Here is a 16,498-nt window from a genome sequence, read left to right on the forward strand (position 1 = left end):
AGGAATAGTCCATGCACAACCCCATCACACGCCGTTGCGCGCTGCTGGCAGCCGCTGCGGTTTTCACCTTGCCGGCCGCAAGCAGGGCGCACGCTGCCGACACGCTGGAGAAGATCACCGTGGCCGGCTGGAGCAAGCCGATCACCGAAATCACGCACCTGCTGGTTGAACCCGACAAGGGCGTCTTCAAGGCCAACGGGATCGATCTGGCCTACGTGTCGGGCGCCGGCGGCGGCGACGCGATCCGCAACATCCTCACGGGCCAGGCGGACGTGGCCTTCACCGATCCGGGTGCGTTCTTCTCGGCCCTCGACAAGGGCGAGAAGCTGCGCGCGATCTATGACATCTACCCACAGAACGTCTTCAACGTGGTCTCGCTCAAGTCCTCCAACATCACGAGGCCGGCCGACCTGAAGGGCAAGAAGATTGGTGTCTACAGCCTGTCCAGCGGAACGCGCCAGAACCTGCTGGTGCTGCTGCACCAGGCAGGGCTGTCCGAATCCGACGTCACCATCGTCGTTACCGGGCTGTTGAATTTCGCGCCGCTGCTGCAAGGCCAGGTCGATGCGACCGCTGCCACCGACACCGGCTTGCTGGTGGGCCAGCGCAAGGGGCTGGGAGAGGTCAATGTGATGGAAGTGCGCAACTACTTGAACGTGTCGAGCGACCTGTTCGTGGTGCGGGAACAGGTCTACCAGCAGAAGAAGCCCTTGCTCAAGCGGTTCCTCAAAGCCTATCGAGAGAGCGCGGCCTGGATGATCGCCAACCCCGAAGAGGCGGCCGGACTGGCGGTGAAATATGCCATCGACGGTACCGATCGCGCCGCCAACCTGGAAGTGATCCGCCTGCGCAATGCCGCCACTGTCTCCCCGACCACGATGAAGGACGGTCTTGGCTCCTTCGACCTCGCGTCGCTGCAAAAGGCCGCGGACACCTATCGCAAGCTGGGCCTGATCGAGCACGACATCAAGGTCTCCGACGTGGTGAGCACGGAACTGCTGCCGGCGCGATGAAGCTCGAAGCCATGAAGTTCAACGGCAAGGTGGTACTGGTCACCGGTGCGAGCCGTGGCATCGGCGCAGCGATTGCGCAGGCCTTCGGCAGCGAAGGCGCGACGGTGGTGGTCAACTACTTGAGCAACGACGCCGCAGCCGCCGATGTGGTCGCGAGTTGCAAGGCGGCCGGTGGCGACGCCTGGTCAGTGAAGGCCGACGTCAATTCGAACGCGGCCGTTCAGGCCATGGTGGAACAGGCCCTGGAAGAAGCGGGCCGCATCGACGTGGTGGTCAACAATGCCTTCCGCCCGTATTCATTCGACCCGCAGCGCCGCACCTTGTTTGGTGACATGGCGTGGCAAGACTACCAGGCGCAGTTCGATGGCGCCGTCGGCGGCGCCTATAACGTCTGCAAGGCCGTGCTGCCGCACTTCAGGCAGCGCACCCAGGGCAGCATCGTCAACATTGTCAGCGACCTGGTCGAGCGCCCGGTAATTCCGTACCACGACTACACGACCGCCAAGTCGGCGCTGGTCGGCTTCAGCCGCAACCTGGCCGCCGAACTGGGCCCGCTCGGCATTCGCGTCAACTGCGTCGCGCCGGGCCTGGTCTACCCGACGCAGGCCAGCAACGCGACCCGGGAAGAGTTCCGCGAGTCGCTGATCGCCGCAACCCCGCTGCGACGCATCGCACAACCCGAGGACGTTGCCGGCCCGGTCCTGTTTCTCGCTTCCGAATGGAGCCGTTTCATGACGGGACAGGTGCTGTTTGTCGATGGCGGCCTGGTCATGAGGTGAAGACTCGGCCTAGTTCGAGTTGCTGCCTTGGCAATCGCAGCGCGATGACACCGAACGCGCCGCTTGTCACTGCCAGAGCACTCGTCTGACCGAGCAAGGCTTGCCGTTGAATCGAAGAGACGCTGTCGCGCGCAGCTCGATCGCGTTCGATCTCTTGAGACGAAGCAATGCGCTTGTGCCGAGAAGGTTTGCCATTTCCTTCGTGCGCGCGCATGGCCTCTACAGACCTTGCCGTGACGAAGCAATAGAGCAGTGACCATGGGTGCCTGGCATCGCGACATCGACGGAGACCTCCGGACGGCGTTAAGACACCGCATCACAAAGTGGTCGCGCAGGCACGCATGCCATGGGCCGGCGCCGCCCAACGCCGCACACATCGTGGTGCCGCGGGTATAGATGAAGTCGATGACCGTCCGGGCGCTCTCGTTGGTCAGAAGTTGCGCCAGCTTTAGAGAGGGTGGTCGGAAATGAGTGATTGCGTCGGCTGGCGCGCTTCGTCCACCTGAACCTGTTTGGCCGCAGCCGGTGGTCGTGTTCCACACTGACGACCAGAAGCGGCGCAGGCTGCCGCCGCTGATCGCCGGCACCGATCGCGCCTGCTTCGGCGTGACCGAGCCCGGCGTCGGATCCGACACCACGCGCGTGCGAACCTTCGCCCGCCGGGACGGCGACCGCTACATCGTCAACGGCCAGAAGGTCTGGACCTCGACCGCGCAGCACGTCAACAAGATCCTGCCGGTGGCGCGCACGGCGCCGATCCAGGACTGCGCGCGCCCGATGGAAGGCGTGACGCTGTTCTACACGGACCTCGATCGCTCGCGCGTGCGCGTCAGCGAAATCGAGAAGATGGCGCGCAAGGCCGTGGACTCGAACGAACTGGCCATCGAAGGGCTGGAGATTCCCGTCGACGATCGCATCGGCGAGGAAGGCCAGGGCTTCAAGTACTTGCTCCTCGGGCTAAACCCCGAGCCAATACTGTTCTTTTGCGAACCTGAGGGTTTGTTGGCGACCATGGCCGAACGCCGGAGCGCCAGCGACCAGTCGCCCAGGGTGGGCGCCAGTCTCGAATTACCTCGTCCGCGGGTGGGCGCGGCACCAAGGAGAAGCGGTCGACGTGAAAAAGCGGCACCCTCGTGCGCGAGCTCCACTTAAGGCTGAAGATATCGATCCAGCGCGACAGCTTGGAGATGGGCTGGTCCATGCGCCTGCGCAGCAACTCGGTATCAGTCTTTCCGACTCGACCAACCCTCCGTGCTGGCGGAAAGGGAATTCCAGTTCGCTTCGACTTCGGGGGCGGGCAGTGCCGCGGATGCGAGGATCCGCGGGCCGCTTTTCAGCAGGTCGTATCCGTGCATGGCGTTCTCCCTTCGGTTGCAGGCTGGCGAGACCTTCGAGCTCGTGCTCAATCGAATCAAGCACTTCGCCGGCTCCACACCTGCCAGTTGAGAAAGATGGGCTAGGCAGCCCGCCAATCGATGAGCATCTGGGTCAGCCACGAGGTAAACACCATGTCGTACGCCTGCTGACTGGCGCCGGACGACAGGGCGTGGTCCGCGCCGGCGACGCAGCGATAGGTCAACGAACGGGCCGGCTTGAGCGCTTCGACGTAGCTTTCGATGACCGGTAGAGGAATCACCGAATCAAGCTCCGACCGCACAATGAGCGCATCGCCCCTGAAGGCTGCGCACGCGGCCAGGGCGCGATTGGCATCGGGCGCCCTGACTTCTTGCCGGTACCTGTCGATCGCGTCACGGTCCAAAGCTTCCTTGGGCACGTCCCATTGCGCGTCGGGATAGATCGCGGGTGCGCGCAGCGCCAGCCAGCGGACAGGGCGCAGATTGCAGGCAAGTGCCGCCAGGTAGCCGCCATAGCTGGTACCGACCAAGGCGATGGCTTTCGAGTCCACCGTGTCCTGGCGTGCCAGCAGGTCATAGGCCGCCAGGACATCGCGCAGGTTGTCCTCCCGACTGACCGCATCGTGCTGCGCCTGGTTGCATCCGTGTCCGCGCATGTCGAAGGTGAGGCAGACGCAGCCCAGCGCCACGATGTCCTCGGCCCGGGTGCGGTAGTGGCCCTGGTCGCTGTCCCACCCGTGCACCAGCAGTACGCCAGGAACCCGGCTGGCGCCTGCCGTCAGCATCGCGTTGAGCGACCGACCTTCGACCATGATCTCTGTGGGTACGGTTCGGATGAACATGCGCGGCGGCGTCGGTGGAAGACCTCCGTTTGTCGTGTGCTCGAAGGCTCGCTCGCCTGAGCATTGCGCCCGCCTTGCCGACAGCCGCGGCCTACAACGCCTTGCCTGCATCGCGGCCGGCACTGGCCTGTGGTCGCCGCGGGGCAGCGGACGCAATGTCGCACTGCGGCGCGCCGAAGTGTTCTGTCGCGGTAACGGCGCGAAGCCCAGCAGAGTCAGGCTGGCGCCTACCGATCAAAATGCCAGCGAATGGAACTTCGATCCTGCGGGCGAGACTTGGCCTTCGGCGCACTCGAGCTGGCCCTTCTTGATCATGTGCATCAACTCAATGCCGGCAATGAGGATGCGTGCGCAGCGAAAGGCCTTGAATCAGAGCATGGGCCGCACCATGCGCTTGGTGGCCCGGTGGTCCTGCTCCACGATGATCACGCCACCGTCCATCGTCTGTCACGTGATCTTCCCCGTTCGGCGTATGTCTGCGCAAGAGCAGCGCGGCAGGTCTGCGTCCGCGCCATAGAGTGATCGCCACCGCGATTGGCCCGCAGACCGCGTGGCATCCAGTCCGAGTTGCCGGGGCTGCCATTCGGATGAGAGCAACGCTGCCGCCCCTCCACATTCGCGCTCGCACGGACACTGTGGCCGCGCCAGGGCGCGCAGCCCGTACGCGGTGACCACCCGCTCGCCCCTATGGGCCTATGGGAGCGAGCGGGCCACGTAAATCCTACTTCGGGGTGCCCGTCTTTTCAGTCGGATTGGTCGGCACGTCCGGCCGTTCGCCCTTCTTGCCGATCTGAGGCTTGAGCTCGTTACGCGTCGGCTTGACCTCGGCGCGGCTCAATTGCCCCGTCTGCTGCGCGGCGTTGGGCTGGTTGTTGGTCATGGTCGATGGCTCGCCCTTCGGCACCGTGGTATTGGCCGTATTCCTGTTCTCCATCCGCGCTTCGGCCTTCACGTCGGCCCTTGATGCCGGCTCGGATCCGTCTGGGCGCTGCGTCGGATTGGCGACGCCGGCAGGTGTCTTTGTACTGGCTTGCCCACCCACTGCGGGATCGGGTGTAGCAGGCACCGCGGTCGTTTGGGCGAGCGCGGTGCTTGCAAGGACCAGCAAACCGGTCATGCAATGGATAGCGAATAATCGTTGCTTCATGGCAATGTCTCCAGTCAAGAAAATCGTGTTGAAAGACACCCGTATTTCGACGCATGCGTCGAGCGACGGTGTGGGGGCTTCGCGTCACTCCATGTAGGTCAACGCGTTCGCAGGTGTGCGGATGCGAGGGCCAGACAATGCCCAAGTCGACAGCCCTGCGCGATTCGCGCCGGAGTGGCCGGACGTAGCCTCACCATCGCTTCCATGCCGTGACGGAGGTTGTACGTCAGGGCTCAGCGTTGCCACGAAGTGCGATCGTGCCCAGTTGCACATCCACGCCGGGCTCAGCCTCCAAGCCTAGCAACCACACGGTAGATAAGCGCCCCCCGCCACTCGTATTAGGTTGCTCATCGCTGCCTCTGCAGAGAGTAGAGAGTGGGGCGGAAGACGCGACATCGACTATATCGACCGCGGCGCTCGTCCTATGGGGTGTGATGACCCATGCACTTGCCGGCGCTTCCTTGTCGCGCACCCATGGGCCGCTCGGCTACCTGGCGCGTGAGTCGGCCGGAGAATTCCCGAACCAGCTTCACGCGCTCAGTCGTCAAGTTGCCAAGATTCGCTCCTGAGCGGGTGCTGCGCAAGCCGCCGCGCGGGGCCAAGAGGCGGCCAGATCCCTTGAGTTGACGCGGCGGGTTGAGTGCTGTCGAGCAAGCCGGCGTTGGTAAGCTGATGCGAGACTGAGGACGGGACGAAGACATGATCGAGTCGCTGCGCAAGGTGATCAAGCGGGTAACTGTTGCAGTAGCTGTCGGTTTGGCACCGACATGAGGGTCAGACTGTTTACGACTTGCACCTCAGAGACGAGGGCGATATCTTTTCTCGCGCGCCAAGTTTCCAAAGGAGGTGCGATGTCCGTTGACTTCTTGCGACCGATGGCTAGCTCGATACACACGATCCTGTCGATGGCGGCTACAACATGGCGCCCCGCAACGCCACTGACGAGTGCGACGCCTCGCGTCCCAGCAAGCGTCGTTGCCCTCCGCGACCGCGACTGGCGTGTCGGCCGAGCCGATTGCCAAGCTTCCCACAAGGCCTGAATCATGCACCCTTACGTAACGCAGCCGTTTCACTATCGCGGACATGACTTCATGTGCGCCGCATACCGGGTGGGCGACGAAACTTTTCAACCTCGGGTGCTGTATCTCCGCGGCAATGACAGCGTGCAGCAGGTGGAATTGCCGCAAGACAGCGATGCCTATGCGTCTTCGATGGAGGCCTTGCGGCACGCTGAGCAACAGGCTGTTCGCTGGGTGCATGATCACACCGGCGACGCTCAAGGCCGTTTCCAGGAACGGATGCTTGGTCCCGCGAAGGACGCCTCCTTGGCAACGCACGGGGTTGAGTGCGAGATCGTCAGGCGCCGCGGGTTTAAATGAGGATGGCGCACATCACGTCGGCGCCAAGATCTATCAGGCGCTGAACGACCTCGGGTTTTCTCTCGCGGCCAACGCATTGATCTACCCCTGAAGGCGCTGCCGGCGCGCCAGATGAGGCAGGCTTTCTCGTCGTATTGTGGGTCTCTCGCGAGTCGAAATCTATGCTCGGCTTTTGTGAGGCTGGACGGCGACGGAGCGATTTCTTGACGAATAGTCGGGAGCCCCGCGACCGCCGTCCCCAGCGTCGCAACGACCTCGACGCTAGCCTTGCTGCTTGCTTCCCGAGCTTCCACCGCTGGTGGCCCCGGCATCACTGCTCGAGAGCGTGCCGCCCTTGCCGCTGCCACTTGTGTCGCTGCTCAATGAGCCGCTGCCGGCTTTGCTCTTGGTGTCGCTGGCGCTTGCCTGCCGAGATTGCGCCCGGCCGGCTCGCCACGTGTTGAACTCGTCGGCGAATTTGCCGTAGCGCTCGCGGCGGAACGCCTCGTAGTCGTCATCGAGCTGCTGCATCTGCTCATTGCGCCACTGGTCGTAGTCGGGGTCGCGATGGCGGCTCTGGAACCGGTCGGGAACGTGGCCCCAACGGGCCTGACCTTGTATCTCGTCGCGACCTTGACCATAGCGGCTCTGGCCGCCGGATCCGCGGCCGTAGCCGCCATCCCCTCCCTGGCCGCTGCCGCCATCCCCGCCAAAACGGCCACCGTCTTCTCCGCCCCACGGGGCACGCCAGTCTTCGGCCCCGCCGCGACCTTGGCGCGATTGTTGTCGACCGCGCTCAAAGTCGCCGTAGCGCTCGTCGTCCGGATGGCCGTGCCAGCTGCCTTGGCCCGTGCCTTGGCCCGTGGTGCCGCGGCCATAGTCGGCGCTGCTCATCCGGTTGTAGCCGCTGCCGGTGTTGCGATCGCGATAGCCGCCCCGACTGTCGCCACCATAGTCCGATCCTCCCGTACCGCTGCCATATCTGCCGCCTGGGCCGCTGTACGGCGTCTCGTAATCACCCTGCTGGCCGCCGCGGCCACGCTGAAACTGTTCCTGCTGGCGCCTGTAGCGGCGGTCATCGTCGTCACGTGAGTCCATCCTGTATCTCCTTGGCTTTGCGTGCGCTGGTGGAAAGCTGGGCAGCGGTGCGCACCGGATCGCTGCTGCATGGTTTCAATTTAGGCCTTGTGAAGGGGTGCGCTGTAGGCGTGCTTCGCACCCGCTCCGTCTGGCTTGGCGGACAGCAGTGCGCTCGCCCACGGGGAGCCGAGCGGTCGCCTTGGGCTTTGCGGATGTGTCTTGACCTATTTCTTGCGAGGCATCGAGCGCCAGCGCGCGAGGTCACGATGTGCGCAGCTTCGCCGCGAAAGATGCAATGCGAACGAACGATTCTTCAGGGTGCTTGCTACCGGCGCCGCGAACGTCGCGCCTCGTGTGATCTTGTCATCGAGACGAATACGCCATCGGTCCTGCTTCAGGCCCTCGTCGAGCGAGAGCTGCGCCAGGCCATGACGCGCGAGGGCATCGAAGAACTTTCCATCTATCCCGAGCAACGACATTGCGCGCACCCCACCACCGAGCAGGTGCTACGGCTGTTCAGCCTCGCCGAGCGCCACCATCTGCTTCAGCACGGGCGCAGCGCAAATGCGTATGGCGACCTGCGGAAAGTAAGACTGGATCAGGTCGAGAAGCTGCATGGTGGCGGATCAGGTTGTCGGCAACACGGCAGGAAAGGTGCCGGTTCGAAGTCGATCGGCGACGGCCTCCATCAAGGCGTCGGCAAATCCTCCCGCGGCGCGCGCGATGCGCCTTGCGCTCGTTGAGACGCGCGGTCGAGCGCTCCAGGCGATTTGGGCTCCCGAGGCCTCCAGCGCGGCGATCAGTGCGACGTCTTCGCTGCAAGCCAGGTGCTGGAAGCCGCCGGCGCGAAGGTACGCTGCCGCGGACACACCCAGATTGGCGCCATGGATGTGCCGGTGATGGTCCGAATCCGTGTAGGTCACGCCGAAGTGCCAGCACAGCAGGTCGGCGTGCTCGCCATGTGGCGTCCAGTCGTCCACCCCTACCGTGCCGCAAACCGCATACGCGTCGAGAGCGAGTTGTTCGGCCAACCAGTCGCGCGACACCAGCGTGTCCGCGTCCGTGAAGGCGAGCCAACGTGCACCGCGGGACAGGAGCAAATCCGCACCCGAGGCGCGTGCGAGACCCACATTGCGTGCATTGATCTCGAGGGTCAGCGCGCCGGCTTTCGCGGCCAGCAAGGCGGTAGCGTCCGTGCAGGCATCGGCGACCACTGCCAGCTCCACGGTTTCACCATGCAAGCGTGGGTTGCCCGCGCACTGCTGAATGCGAAGAATGCACTCACCGATCACGTCCGCTTCGTTGTGGGCGGGCACAACAACTCCGAGCATGGTTGGGACTCCCTGTGGCCAACATGGGGGCGGCACGCTAGGGCCCGGCCAAGTAGGGCGTCGTCGGTGAACAGTGGCATTCGTTGTAGGCGTCGTTGCGCGACGGCGGCGAAAGACGGACTGGGGGGACTTGTCGATCAATCTTGGACAACCACCCCGCCGGCCGCTGGCCGCTGGCGGAGTCACGTTCGGGTGAGGCGACCGCGCGCATGGCCGCCGCCTGTCCGGAATGGAACGTCTCCTACAAATGAGGAGTGTCGGTGCGTCTAGCCTCGCACGCCCCACTTTGAGAGACGTCATGGCCAAGAAACCCACACGTTCTACCGCGCAGCTTGACGCCGCTCACGCGGCTGCACGCAATACCGACAGCGCGCCAGCGGATCCTGCGCCTCCCGAGGCCGGCAAGGGCGATTTGCCGACGCAGAAGTCCATCGATACACAGTCGCTCGCAAGCGCTATTCCCGTCAACTCCAACAAGCCGCTGGAGCATGGCGAGGCAAACGCGCCTCTGACCCCCGAGGGGCTTAGGGCGCATCCGCCGTCAAGGCTGCCGGGTGCAAGCACCTTGTCCGAAGAGAACTTTTCCGGCAAGACCGGCACCGTGGCACCGGAAGGCGTCAACGCCTCCATCGACACGCTCGATCGTGTACGCGTCGATTCGAGCGGCCAGCGGCTGACGACGAACCAGGGTGTCCCGGTCGCTGACAACCAGAATTCGCTCAAGGCAGGAGCGCGCGGACCGGTGCTCCTGGAGGACTTCATCCTGCGCGAGAAGATCACGCACTTCGACCACGAGCGGATTCCCGAGCGGATCGTGCATGCGCGCGGGTCAGGCGCCCACGGGTTCTTCGAATGCTACGAGCCGCTGACGCAGTACACCAAGGCCGCGCCGTTCGAGAAAGCCGGCAAGGTAACGCCGGTGTTCGTTCGCTTCTCGACGGTGGCGGGGGAGCGTGGATCCAAGGACACGGCGCGCGACGTGCGCGGCTTTGCGGTCAAGTTCTATACCGACGAGGGCAATTGGGACCTGGTCGGCAACAACATGCCCGTCTTCTTCATCCAGGATGCGATGAAATTCCCCGACCTCGTCCACGCAGTCAAGCCCGAGCCGCACCATCAGATTCCGCAGGCTGCGAGCGCACACGACACATTCTGGGACTTCGTCTCGCTGATGCCGGAGTCCACCCATATGCTGATGTGGCTGATGTCCGATCGCGCGATCCCGCGCAGCTATCGCACGATGCAGGGATTTGGTGTTCACACATTTCGCTTGGTGAATGACAACGGCGAGTCCTTCCTCGTCAAGTTTCACTGGCAACCGAAGCTCGGCACGCACTCCATGGTCTGGGAAGAGGCCGTGAAGATCTCCGGCGCCGACCCGGACTTCCATCGTCGCGACCTGTGGGAAGCCATCGAAGCGGGCGAGTACCCGGAATGGGAACTCGGCCTGCAAATCTTCACCGAGGAGCAGGCCGAGTCATTCAGTTTCGACATCCTGGATGCGACCAAGCTGATTCCGGAGGAGCTGGTTCCGGTGCAGATCGTCGGGCGCATGGTGCTCAACCGAAACCCCGACAATTTCTTCGCCGAGACGGAGCAGGTCGCGTTCTGCGCGGCACACATCGTGCCGGGGCTGGACTTCACGAACGATCCGTTGCTGGCCGGTCGCATTCATTCCTATGTCGACACGCAGATCAGTCGACTCGGCGGACCGAACTTTCATGAACTGCCGATCAACGCGCCGGTCGCGCAGGTGCACAACAACCAGCGCGACGGCATGCATCGCCAGGCCATTCACCGCGGGCGGGTGGCCTACGAGCCTAATTCGCTGGCCGGGGGATGTCCATTTCAGGCCGGTGCGGGGCAGGGGTTTGCAAGCGTGGCGCGCCGCCTGGATGCCAAGGAAAGCGCCGACAAGGTGCGCATCAAGCCCGAGAAGTTCGCAGATCACTACACCCAGGCGCGCCTCTTCTTTGAAAGCCAGACCCCGGTCGAGCAAGCCCATATCGGCAACGCGTTCCGTTTCGAGCTGTCCAAGGTCACGGTACCGGCTATTCGCGAGCGCATGGTGGCCAGTCTGCTGAACGCGTCAACGGAACTGGGCGCTCGCCTTGCGCTGGATCTGGGAATGGAACTGCCGGCACCCTTGCCCAAGGCCCTCGAGAACCCGACGCCGCCGGAAGTGAACCGGTCTCCGGCGCTCTCGCTCATGGCACGCCCTGGCGACGGGGGGATCCGAACGCGCAAGGTGGCAGTGCTGGTGGCGCCGGGTGTCGAAGGTTCATCGCTTGGCAAGGTGGTCTCGGCACTTGTCGCGGCGGGCGCGGTACCGCGTCTGGTCGGTGCGCGCCTGGGCACCTACGTCGGCGTCGGCGGCGAGAGGTTTGCAGCCGATGCCACGCTGGAAAATTCGCCCGGCTTCCTGTTCGACGCGTTGGTGTTGCCTGACGGGGAAGAAGCGCTGCAGGCACTTGATGCGGACGCCCACACTCTCGAGTTCCTGCGCGCCCAATACTGGCACTGCAAGACCATCCTGGCTTTTGGCGCATCCGAAGCATTGCTGGCCGAAGCGCAGATTCCCATGGCGCTGCCGGATGGCGAGGCAGACCCGGGACTCATCCTTGCTGATGCCGCCAGCGCTGACGAGGCCATCGCCGATTTTGTGGCGGCCTTGGGGCGTCAGCGCCATTTTGGTCGAGAGACCGATCCCCCGAAGATTTGAAAATGACTTCGTCATCCTTCGCGACGGAACAACCTCGTGGACTGACGGAATGCGCGGGGAGTGTCATCTACGGTGGATTTGTGCATGCAGCTACGTTTCGCGATAACGCCTGCGATCTTTGCGGTCATATCGACGACCTGGCTCGCCTTCAGCGCGAGCACGGCGAAAGCCTCACGCTGGCGCAGTTGGTTGCCGCCGGCCTCGACAGACTGCCGATGCCCGGCAGCGGCAGGACGCTTCAGCGATGGCGCCAACTTGCTGCGGTGGCCGCGCACGATCTTTCATTGGTGAAGCTGTTCGAAGGACATACCGACGCGCTGGCCATCCTGCATGAACTCGACGGGCCGGCACCGCCAGAGCGTTCCCGCTGGGGCACGTGGTGTGCCGAGCCGCCGGATGCACGGCTGGCGTTCGTGCCGCAGGGCGAAGGGAACGGGGTGCAGATCCGTGGCACCAAGGCGTGGTGCTCGGGCGCGGCGAGCGTGACCGATGCCGTGGTCAGTGGCTGGAACGAAGCCGGCGAACCCTGCCTCGCCGCGGTCGCGATGCAGCAGCCGGGCGTGCAGGTCACGCAGTCCGGCTGGCAGGCCGTGGGCATGGCGGCTTCGCACAGCGTGGACGTTCAGTTCGCCGATGCGCATGGCGTGCTGCTCGGGTCGCCCGGCGACTACACCCGACGACCCGGCTTCTGGCAGGGCGCCGCCGGCATTGCAGCTTGCTGGTTCGGCGGTGCGCTGGGCATTGCGGAGATGGCCCGCGAGCTGTCCGCCACGAGCCGCGATCCGCACCGGCTCGCGCACCTGGGTGCCATCGATGTGGCGATGGCTGGCGCAGCCGCACTGCTGCGCGAGGCGGCTGCAGCCATCGATGTCGATCCTCATGCCAATGCCGAGGCGTTGGCACTGCGTACCCGACTCGCCGTCGAGGCCGCGGCCGGGACGGTGATGCACCACGCAGGCCGTGCCCTCGGCGCCGGGCCGCTGTGCCGCAACGCCAGGTTTGCACGGGCCATGGCCGACCTGCCCGTCTTCATGCGCCAGAGCCATGCAGAACGCGACCTTGCGGCACTGGGGCAGCGCATGGTCCAGGCCGGCACTTGTCCATGGGTGTTGTGATGGACGGGGATCGCCTGATCGACCAGGGTGAGGGCACGCCGGAGAGCGACTGGCTGCCATGGCTCGACGCAGCAAGTCTGCCGTCCGTCACGGCCGAAGTCCTGGTTCCCGCGGGCGCACGCGCCGTGGTCGTGGCACCCCACCCCGACGACGAGGTGCTTTCGGTGGGCGGGCTGTTGGCCCAACTCGCCGAAAGCGACCGGGAAGTCTGCGTCATCGCGGTGACCGATGGCACGGCAAGCCATCCTGGATCGAGCCGGTGGACGCCCGCGGACCTGGGACACGCGCGTGCGCTCGAAAGCCGGCGCGCGTTGGCGCTGCTCGGCTTGCTGCAGCCTCCCTTGCGCCTGGGCCTGCCCGACGGGCGTCTGTCGGAGATGCGGTCCGTACTCGAAGACAAGTTTCTGAACTTGCTGCGGCCGGGCGATGTCGTGTTCACGACGTGGCGCCTCGATGGTCATCCGGACCATGAAGCAACCGGCCATGCCAGCGCTCACGCAGCCCGGCACGTGGGCGCGAGATTGGTCGAGGTGCCGGTGTGGGCGTGGCACTGGGCCGCACCCGGCGATCCACGAGTGCCGTGGGCGGGTGCACGTCGCCTGCAACTCGATGCGAATGCATTGCCGCGAAAGATTCGCGCCACGCTGGCCTTCCAGAGCCAACTTCAGCCGGACGACACCACCGGCGCGCAGCCGATCCTGCGTGCCAGCACGGTGGCGCGTGCTCGTCGTCCCTTCGAGGTTTTCTTCACATGAGCGAGGAGCGCAAGGATTACTTCGAAGGCCTCTACGGCGCCACGGACGACCCCTACGGACTGCGCGAGCGCTGGTACGAGCAGCGCAAGCGCGCCATCCTCCTGGCGAGCTTGCCGCGTGAGCATTTCAGGAGCGCCTACGAGCCGGGTTGCGGAGCCGCCGAACTCACGGTGGAACTGGCGCGGCGCTGCGATGCGGTGCTCGCGAGCGACTTCTCCCCGAAGGCCGTGGCCGTTGCCCGCCGTCGCACCGCGAAGCTCGCCAACGTGAGTATCGAGGCGCACAGCTTGCCGGTCGACTGGCCGGCAGCGGAGGCGCCCTTCGACCTGATCGTGCTCAGCGAGGTCGGCTACTTCCTGGACCCGGGTGCGCTGCAACAGGTCGCGGCCCTGTGCGCGGCAACCCTCGCACCGGACGGCACGCTGGTCGCTTGTGACTGGCGGCCAGACTTCAGCGAACGCGCGCAGTCCACGTCGCGCGTCCATGCGACGCTGGCCGAGATCGGCCTGCCGCGCCTCGTCGTTCATGCCGAGCGCGACTTCCTGTTGCAGGTCTGGTCGCGCGACCGGCGCTCCGTGGCCGAGCGCGAAGGCATTCGCTGAGAGGATGCACATCCGGGTTCTGTCGCAGTAGCGACGCAGAGCGCAATGAAGCGAGGCTTTCGCCTGCCGCTCAAAAAGCCAGCGAATAGAACTTCGATCCTGCGGGAGGGACTTGGCCCTCGACGTCGTCAAGCTGGCCGTTCTTGATCACGTTCTGGGATTTCGTCTCGCTGATGCCCGAGTCGACGCACATGCTCATATGGCAGATGTCGGACTGCGCGATTCCGCGCAGCCATCGAATGATGCAGGGTTTCGGGGTGCACACGTTTCGCCTCGTCAACGACGCGGTTGAATCGGTGCTCCTCAAATTCCATTGGCAACCCGGGCTCGGTACCCACTCCATGGTCTGGGAGGAGGCCGTGAAATCTCTGGCGCGGATCCCGACTTCCACCGCCGGGATCTGTGGGAAGCCATCGAGGCCGGCGAATACCCGGAGTGCAAGCTCGGCCTGCAGATCTTCACCTAGGCGCAGGCCGAACAATTCAGCTTCGACATCCTCGACGCCACCAAGCTCATGCCCGAAGAGCTCATGCCGGTGCAAATCGTGGGTCGCATGTTGCTCAACCGGAATCCCGGCAACTTCTTCGCCGAGACGGAGCAGGTTGCCTTCTGCACGGCGCAGATGCGTAGATTCCAATGCGCTTGCCGGACGGCTCGCCCGATCCAGACTTGATCCTCGAGGACGCCGGTGATGCCGATGAGCACTCGCCGAATTCATCGCAGCGACGGGTTCGCCACGGCACTTCGCGCGCGAGAACGACCCGCCAAAGTCTTGATGAGGTGGTGGGTTTGCCGCAAGCAAGGTGCTCGCTTTTTTTATATCGCGGTACCAGCATGAACTCCGCCACCAGCGCGCCAAGCGTGGATGCTGAATGTTCGTCGTGCGCGCACAACAAGCTGCTCGGGCGCCTGAATTCGCAAGTCGCTGCGCCGCATTGCCCACCGCTGCCTCCTCGCGGGGCAGGCGAAATCCTACTGAAGGCTAACGCGGCATTTGTCACTTCTTTAGCGCCAAGTGCAGCACCGATCCGGTCAACCGCGCAGTCCATTGAAGGCTGCACTGCTGGCGCTGCGCCCTACGCCTACGCCTGTCCGTCAATATCCCTCACAGCGAATCGGCAAGACCGAAGCAACAGTCGCTCGGCGAGCCGGCGCTGGGCGGGCTCCAACAAAGGAGATTTTCATGGACGACTTCAACAAATCCCCCGACCAACTCGCGGACGATGCGAAGCAGGTCGGTCAAGACGCTGTCAACAAGGCCAAAGGCGTCGCCGCTGACGCGAAGCAAGTTGCGCAGGACGCGGTTGCGACCGGTCGGGCCTATGCGACGGATGCTGTCAACGCCGCGGGCAAAAAAATCGACAGCGTGAAGTCTCAACTCAGCCAGACGACCGACTACTTGACCAAGGCGATCAACGATGACCCCCTGAAGGCGGTCCTCATCACTGCCGTGGTGAGTTCCCTGATCTCGGCACTGCTGGTCTCCACGATGCGAAGCCGTTACTACTGACCTGCACCGTGATCCACCCCATTTTCATGGCGTTGTTGCGCCGCCCTGAATTGCTGTTCAGGCATCTGGCGAACTATGCGGAGTTGTTCAGGAGCGAGCTTTCCGCGATGGGATCTTCCCTGGCGACGCGGGCCGCCGGCGCCGTCGTCGCGATCCTCGCTCTGCTGCTGGCTCTGGGCCTCAGCGGCATTGCCGTCATGCTGGGTTTTCTCCAGGGTTCCTGGCACTGGGTGCTCGTTGCGGTGCCGGGCGCGGCATGGGTGCTCGGGCTCGTCGGTCTGCTGCTGGCCCTGAGATCAACGGTGAAGGAAAAGGTGGACGATGTGAAGGACGAACTGGAGGCGGATGTCAGGGCGTTGCGCCTCATCAAGGAGGCGAACGATGATTGATGCAGTCAAGCCCCGCGCCGCGAAAGCAAAGCTGGCTCTGTCACGTGCAGAACTGGTCGCTGCCATGGGCTATGAAGAAGTCAAGAGCGCAACGAATGGTGCTGTGAGCGTCGTCGAGTTGCCTCGATCCGGGACAGGCGCGGGCGCTTCGGCCGTTGCTGCAAGAGCAAGTCGAAGCGTGGTGGGTCGGTGGTGGCTCCGGCATCCGCTCAACAGCGCCTTGCAGCTGGGCCAGCCCCTGCTGGAGCGTTACGCTCAACGACATCCTGGCAAACTGGTCGCCTACGGTGCCGGCGCGGGTGCGCTGCTGTGGATCCTCAAGCCGTGGAAGTTGCTGTCCGCCGCCACGCTCGTGACGCTCATCCTCAGGAGTTCGGATATTTCCGGGATGATCTCTGACGTTGTCAGGAAGGCTACCGGGGCGGCGGAGGACAACCTGGCGGCGTCCGTGCCGGTCGGGCATCCTCTCCCGGCAACAACGCCCTCCTGAATTCGTCTGC

General features: G+C 64.4%; 14 protein-coding genes and 3 pseudogenes. 12 read left to right on the forward strand and 5 right to left on the reverse strand.

Annotation, left to right across the window (positions count from 1 at the left end):
- Positions 1 to 11 precede the first annotated feature (11 nt).
- The 3 genes and pseudogenes from WKW80_RS11935 to WKW80_RS11945 all read left to right on the forward strand — a co-directional run.
- The gene (locus WKW80_RS11935) at positions 12 to 1,013 is read left to right on the forward strand and encodes an ABC transporter substrate-binding protein (protein ID WP_340363770.1); all 1,002 of its coding nucleotides are present in this window, start codon (positions 12 to 14) and stop codon (positions 1,011 to 1,013) included.
- An 11-nt stretch (positions 1,014 to 1,024) separates the two neighbouring features.
- Complete coding sequence (locus tag WKW80_RS11940; protein ID WP_340363835.1) at positions 1,025 to 1,792, forward strand: SDR family oxidoreductase; 768 nt, start codon at positions 1,025 to 1,027, stop codon at positions 1,790 to 1,792.
- Positions 1,793 to 2,279: 487 nt separating this feature from the next.
- Positions 2,280 to 2,794 (forward strand): annotated as a pseudogene (locus WKW80_RS11945) (acyl-CoA dehydrogenase family protein); the annotation flags it as partial.
- Positions 2,795 to 3,248: 454 nt separating this feature from the next.
- Here the strand turns inward: WKW80_RS11945 and WKW80_RS11950 are convergent.
- The 3 genes and pseudogenes from WKW80_RS11950 to WKW80_RS11960 all read right to left on the reverse strand — a co-directional run bounded on the left by WKW80_RS11950 (position 3,249) and on the right by WKW80_RS11960 (position 5,175).
- Complete coding sequence (locus WKW80_RS11950) at positions 3,249 to 3,989, reverse strand: alpha/beta hydrolase family protein (protein ID WP_340363771.1); 741 nt, start codon at positions 3,987 to 3,989, stop codon at positions 3,249 to 3,251.
- Between the two features lie 234 nt (positions 3,990 to 4,223).
- A pseudogene (locus tag WKW80_RS11955) lies at positions 4,224 to 4,412 on the reverse strand (DDE-type integrase/transposase/recombinase); the annotation flags it as partial.
- 298 nt (positions 4,413 to 4,710) lie between these two features.
- Positions 4,711 to 5,175, reverse strand: coding sequence for a serine/threonine protein kinase (locus WKW80_RS11960; RefSeq protein WP_340363772.1), 465 nt, complete (start codon positions 5,173 to 5,175; stop codon positions 4,711 to 4,713).
- A 1,004-nt stretch (positions 5,176 to 6,179) separates the two neighbouring features.
- Between WKW80_RS11960 and WKW80_RS11965 the strand changes: the two genes are divergently transcribed.
- Positions 6,180 to 6,515 (forward strand): hypothetical protein, encoded by a 336-nt coding sequence (locus WKW80_RS11965; RefSeq protein ID WP_340363773.1) that lies wholly within the window; start codon positions 6,180 to 6,182, stop codon positions 6,513 to 6,515.
- Between the two features lie 261 nt (positions 6,516 to 6,776).
- Here the strand turns inward: WKW80_RS11965 and WKW80_RS11970 are convergent, their stop codons facing one another.
- Entirely contained in the window at positions 6,777 to 7,592 is an 816-nt protein-coding gene (locus tag WKW80_RS11970; protein WP_340363774.1) for a hypothetical protein, read from the reverse strand.
- A gap of 608 nt (positions 7,593 to 8,200) precedes the next feature.
- Positions 8,201 to 8,905 carry a glycosyltransferase family 2 protein gene (locus WKW80_RS11975; protein WP_340363775.1) on the reverse strand — a complete coding sequence of 235 codons (705 nt, stop codon included), beginning with the start codon at positions 8,903 to 8,905 and terminating at the stop codon, positions 8,201 to 8,203.
- A gap of 298 nt (positions 8,906 to 9,203) precedes the next feature.
- Between WKW80_RS11975 and WKW80_RS11980 the strand changes: the two genes are divergently transcribed.
- The 8 genes and pseudogenes from WKW80_RS11980 to WKW80_RS12015 all read left to right on the forward strand — a co-directional run bounded on the left by WKW80_RS11980 (position 9,204) and on the right by WKW80_RS12015 (position 16,488).
- On the forward strand, positions 9,204 to 11,627 hold the full coding sequence (locus tag WKW80_RS11980) for a catalase (RefSeq protein WP_340363776.1): 2,424 nt from the start codon (positions 9,204 to 9,206) through the stop codon (positions 11,625 to 11,627).
- Positions 11,628 to 11,629: 2 nt separating this feature from the next.
- On the forward strand, positions 11,630 to 12,742 hold the full coding sequence (locus WKW80_RS11985; protein WP_422822892.1) for an acyl-CoA dehydrogenase: 1,113 nt from the start codon (positions 11,630 to 11,632) through the stop codon (positions 12,740 to 12,742).
- On the forward strand, positions 12,730 to 13,497 hold the full coding sequence (locus WKW80_RS11990; protein WP_340363837.1) for a PIG-L deacetylase family protein: 768 nt from the start codon (positions 12,730 to 12,732) through the stop codon (positions 13,495 to 13,497). Before WKW80_RS11985 ends, WKW80_RS11990 begins: the two co-directional genes overlap by 13 nt.
- On the forward strand, positions 13,494 to 14,099 hold the full coding sequence (locus tag WKW80_RS11995; protein ID WP_340363777.1) for a class I SAM-dependent DNA methyltransferase: 606 nt from the start codon (positions 13,494 to 13,496) through the stop codon (positions 14,097 to 14,099). Before WKW80_RS11990 ends, WKW80_RS11995 begins: the two co-directional genes overlap by 4 nt.
- Positions 14,100 to 14,248: 149 nt before the next feature.
- Positions 14,249 to 14,724, forward strand: a pseudogene (locus WKW80_RS12000) (catalase); the annotation flags it as partial.
- A gap of 558 nt (positions 14,725 to 15,282) precedes the next feature.
- A complete protein-coding gene (locus tag WKW80_RS12005) occupies positions 15,283 to 15,609 on the forward strand; it encodes a hypothetical protein (protein WP_340363778.1) in 327 nt (108 codons plus the stop codon).
- A gap of 26 nt (positions 15,610 to 15,635) precedes the next feature.
- Positions 15,636 to 15,998 carry a phage holin family protein gene (locus tag WKW80_RS12010; protein WP_340363779.1) on the forward strand — a complete coding sequence of 121 codons (363 nt, stop codon included), beginning with the start codon at positions 15,636 to 15,638 and terminating at the stop codon, positions 15,996 to 15,998.
- The gene (locus WKW80_RS12015; protein WP_340363780.1) at positions 15,991 to 16,488 is read left to right on the forward strand and encodes a hypothetical protein; all 498 of its coding nucleotides are present in this window, start codon (positions 15,991 to 15,993) and stop codon (positions 16,486 to 16,488) included. The genes WKW80_RS12010 and WKW80_RS12015 overlap by 8 nt, the downstream gene beginning before the upstream one ends.
- Positions 16,489 to 16,498 lie beyond the last annotated feature (10 nt).

Source organism: Variovorax humicola, assembly GCF_037889915.1.
GTDB classification, from domain to species: Bacteria; Pseudomonadota; Gammaproteobacteria; order Burkholderiales; family Burkholderiaceae_C; genus Variovorax; species Variovorax humicola.

Excerpts from the sequence above, each read along its gene's own strand:
- WKW80_RS11935 (WP_340363770.1), top strand. The coding sequence starts at position 12 with ATGCACAACCCCATCACACGCCGTTGCGCGCTGCTGGCAGCCGCTGCG.
- WKW80_RS11940 (WP_340363835.1), top strand. The coding sequence starts at position 1,025 with ATGAAGTTCAACGGCAAGGTGGTACTGGTCACCGGTGCGAGCCGTGGC.
- WKW80_RS11950 (WP_340363771.1), bottom strand. The coding sequence starts at position 3,989 with ATGTTCATCCGAACCGTACCCACAGAGATCATGGTCGAAGGTCGGTCG.
- WKW80_RS11965 (WP_340363773.1), top strand. The coding sequence starts at position 6,180 with ATGCACCCTTACGTAACGCAGCCGTTTCACTATCGCGGACATGACTTC.
- WKW80_RS11970 (WP_340363774.1), bottom strand. The coding sequence starts at position 7,592 with ATGGACTCACGTGACGACGATGACCGCCGCTACAGGCGCCAGCAGGAA.
- WKW80_RS11975 (WP_340363775.1), bottom strand. The coding sequence starts at position 8,905 with ATGCTCGGAGTTGTTGTGCCCGCCCACAACGAAGCGGACGTGATCGGT.
- WKW80_RS11980 (WP_340363776.1), top strand. The coding sequence starts at position 9,204 with ATGGCCAAGAAACCCACACGTTCTACCGCGCAGCTTGACGCCGCTCAC.
- WKW80_RS11985 (WP_422822892.1), top strand. The coding sequence starts at position 11,630 with ATGACTTCGTCATCCTTCGCGACGGAACAACCTCGTGGACTGACGGAA.
- WKW80_RS11990 (WP_340363837.1), top strand. The coding sequence starts at position 12,730 with ATGGGTGTTGTGATGGACGGGGATCGCCTGATCGACCAGGGTGAGGGC.
- WKW80_RS11995 (WP_340363777.1), top strand. The coding sequence starts at position 13,494 with ATGAGCGAGGAGCGCAAGGATTACTTCGAAGGCCTCTACGGCGCCACG.
- WKW80_RS12005 (WP_340363778.1), top strand. The coding sequence starts at position 15,283 with ATGGACGACTTCAACAAATCCCCCGACCAACTCGCGGACGATGCGAAG.
- WKW80_RS12010 (WP_340363779.1), top strand. The coding sequence starts at position 15,636 with ATGGCGTTGTTGCGCCGCCCTGAATTGCTGTTCAGGCATCTGGCGAAC.
- WKW80_RS12015 (WP_340363780.1), top strand. The coding sequence starts at position 15,991 with ATGATTGATGCAGTCAAGCCCCGCGCCGCGAAAGCAAAGCTGGCTCTG.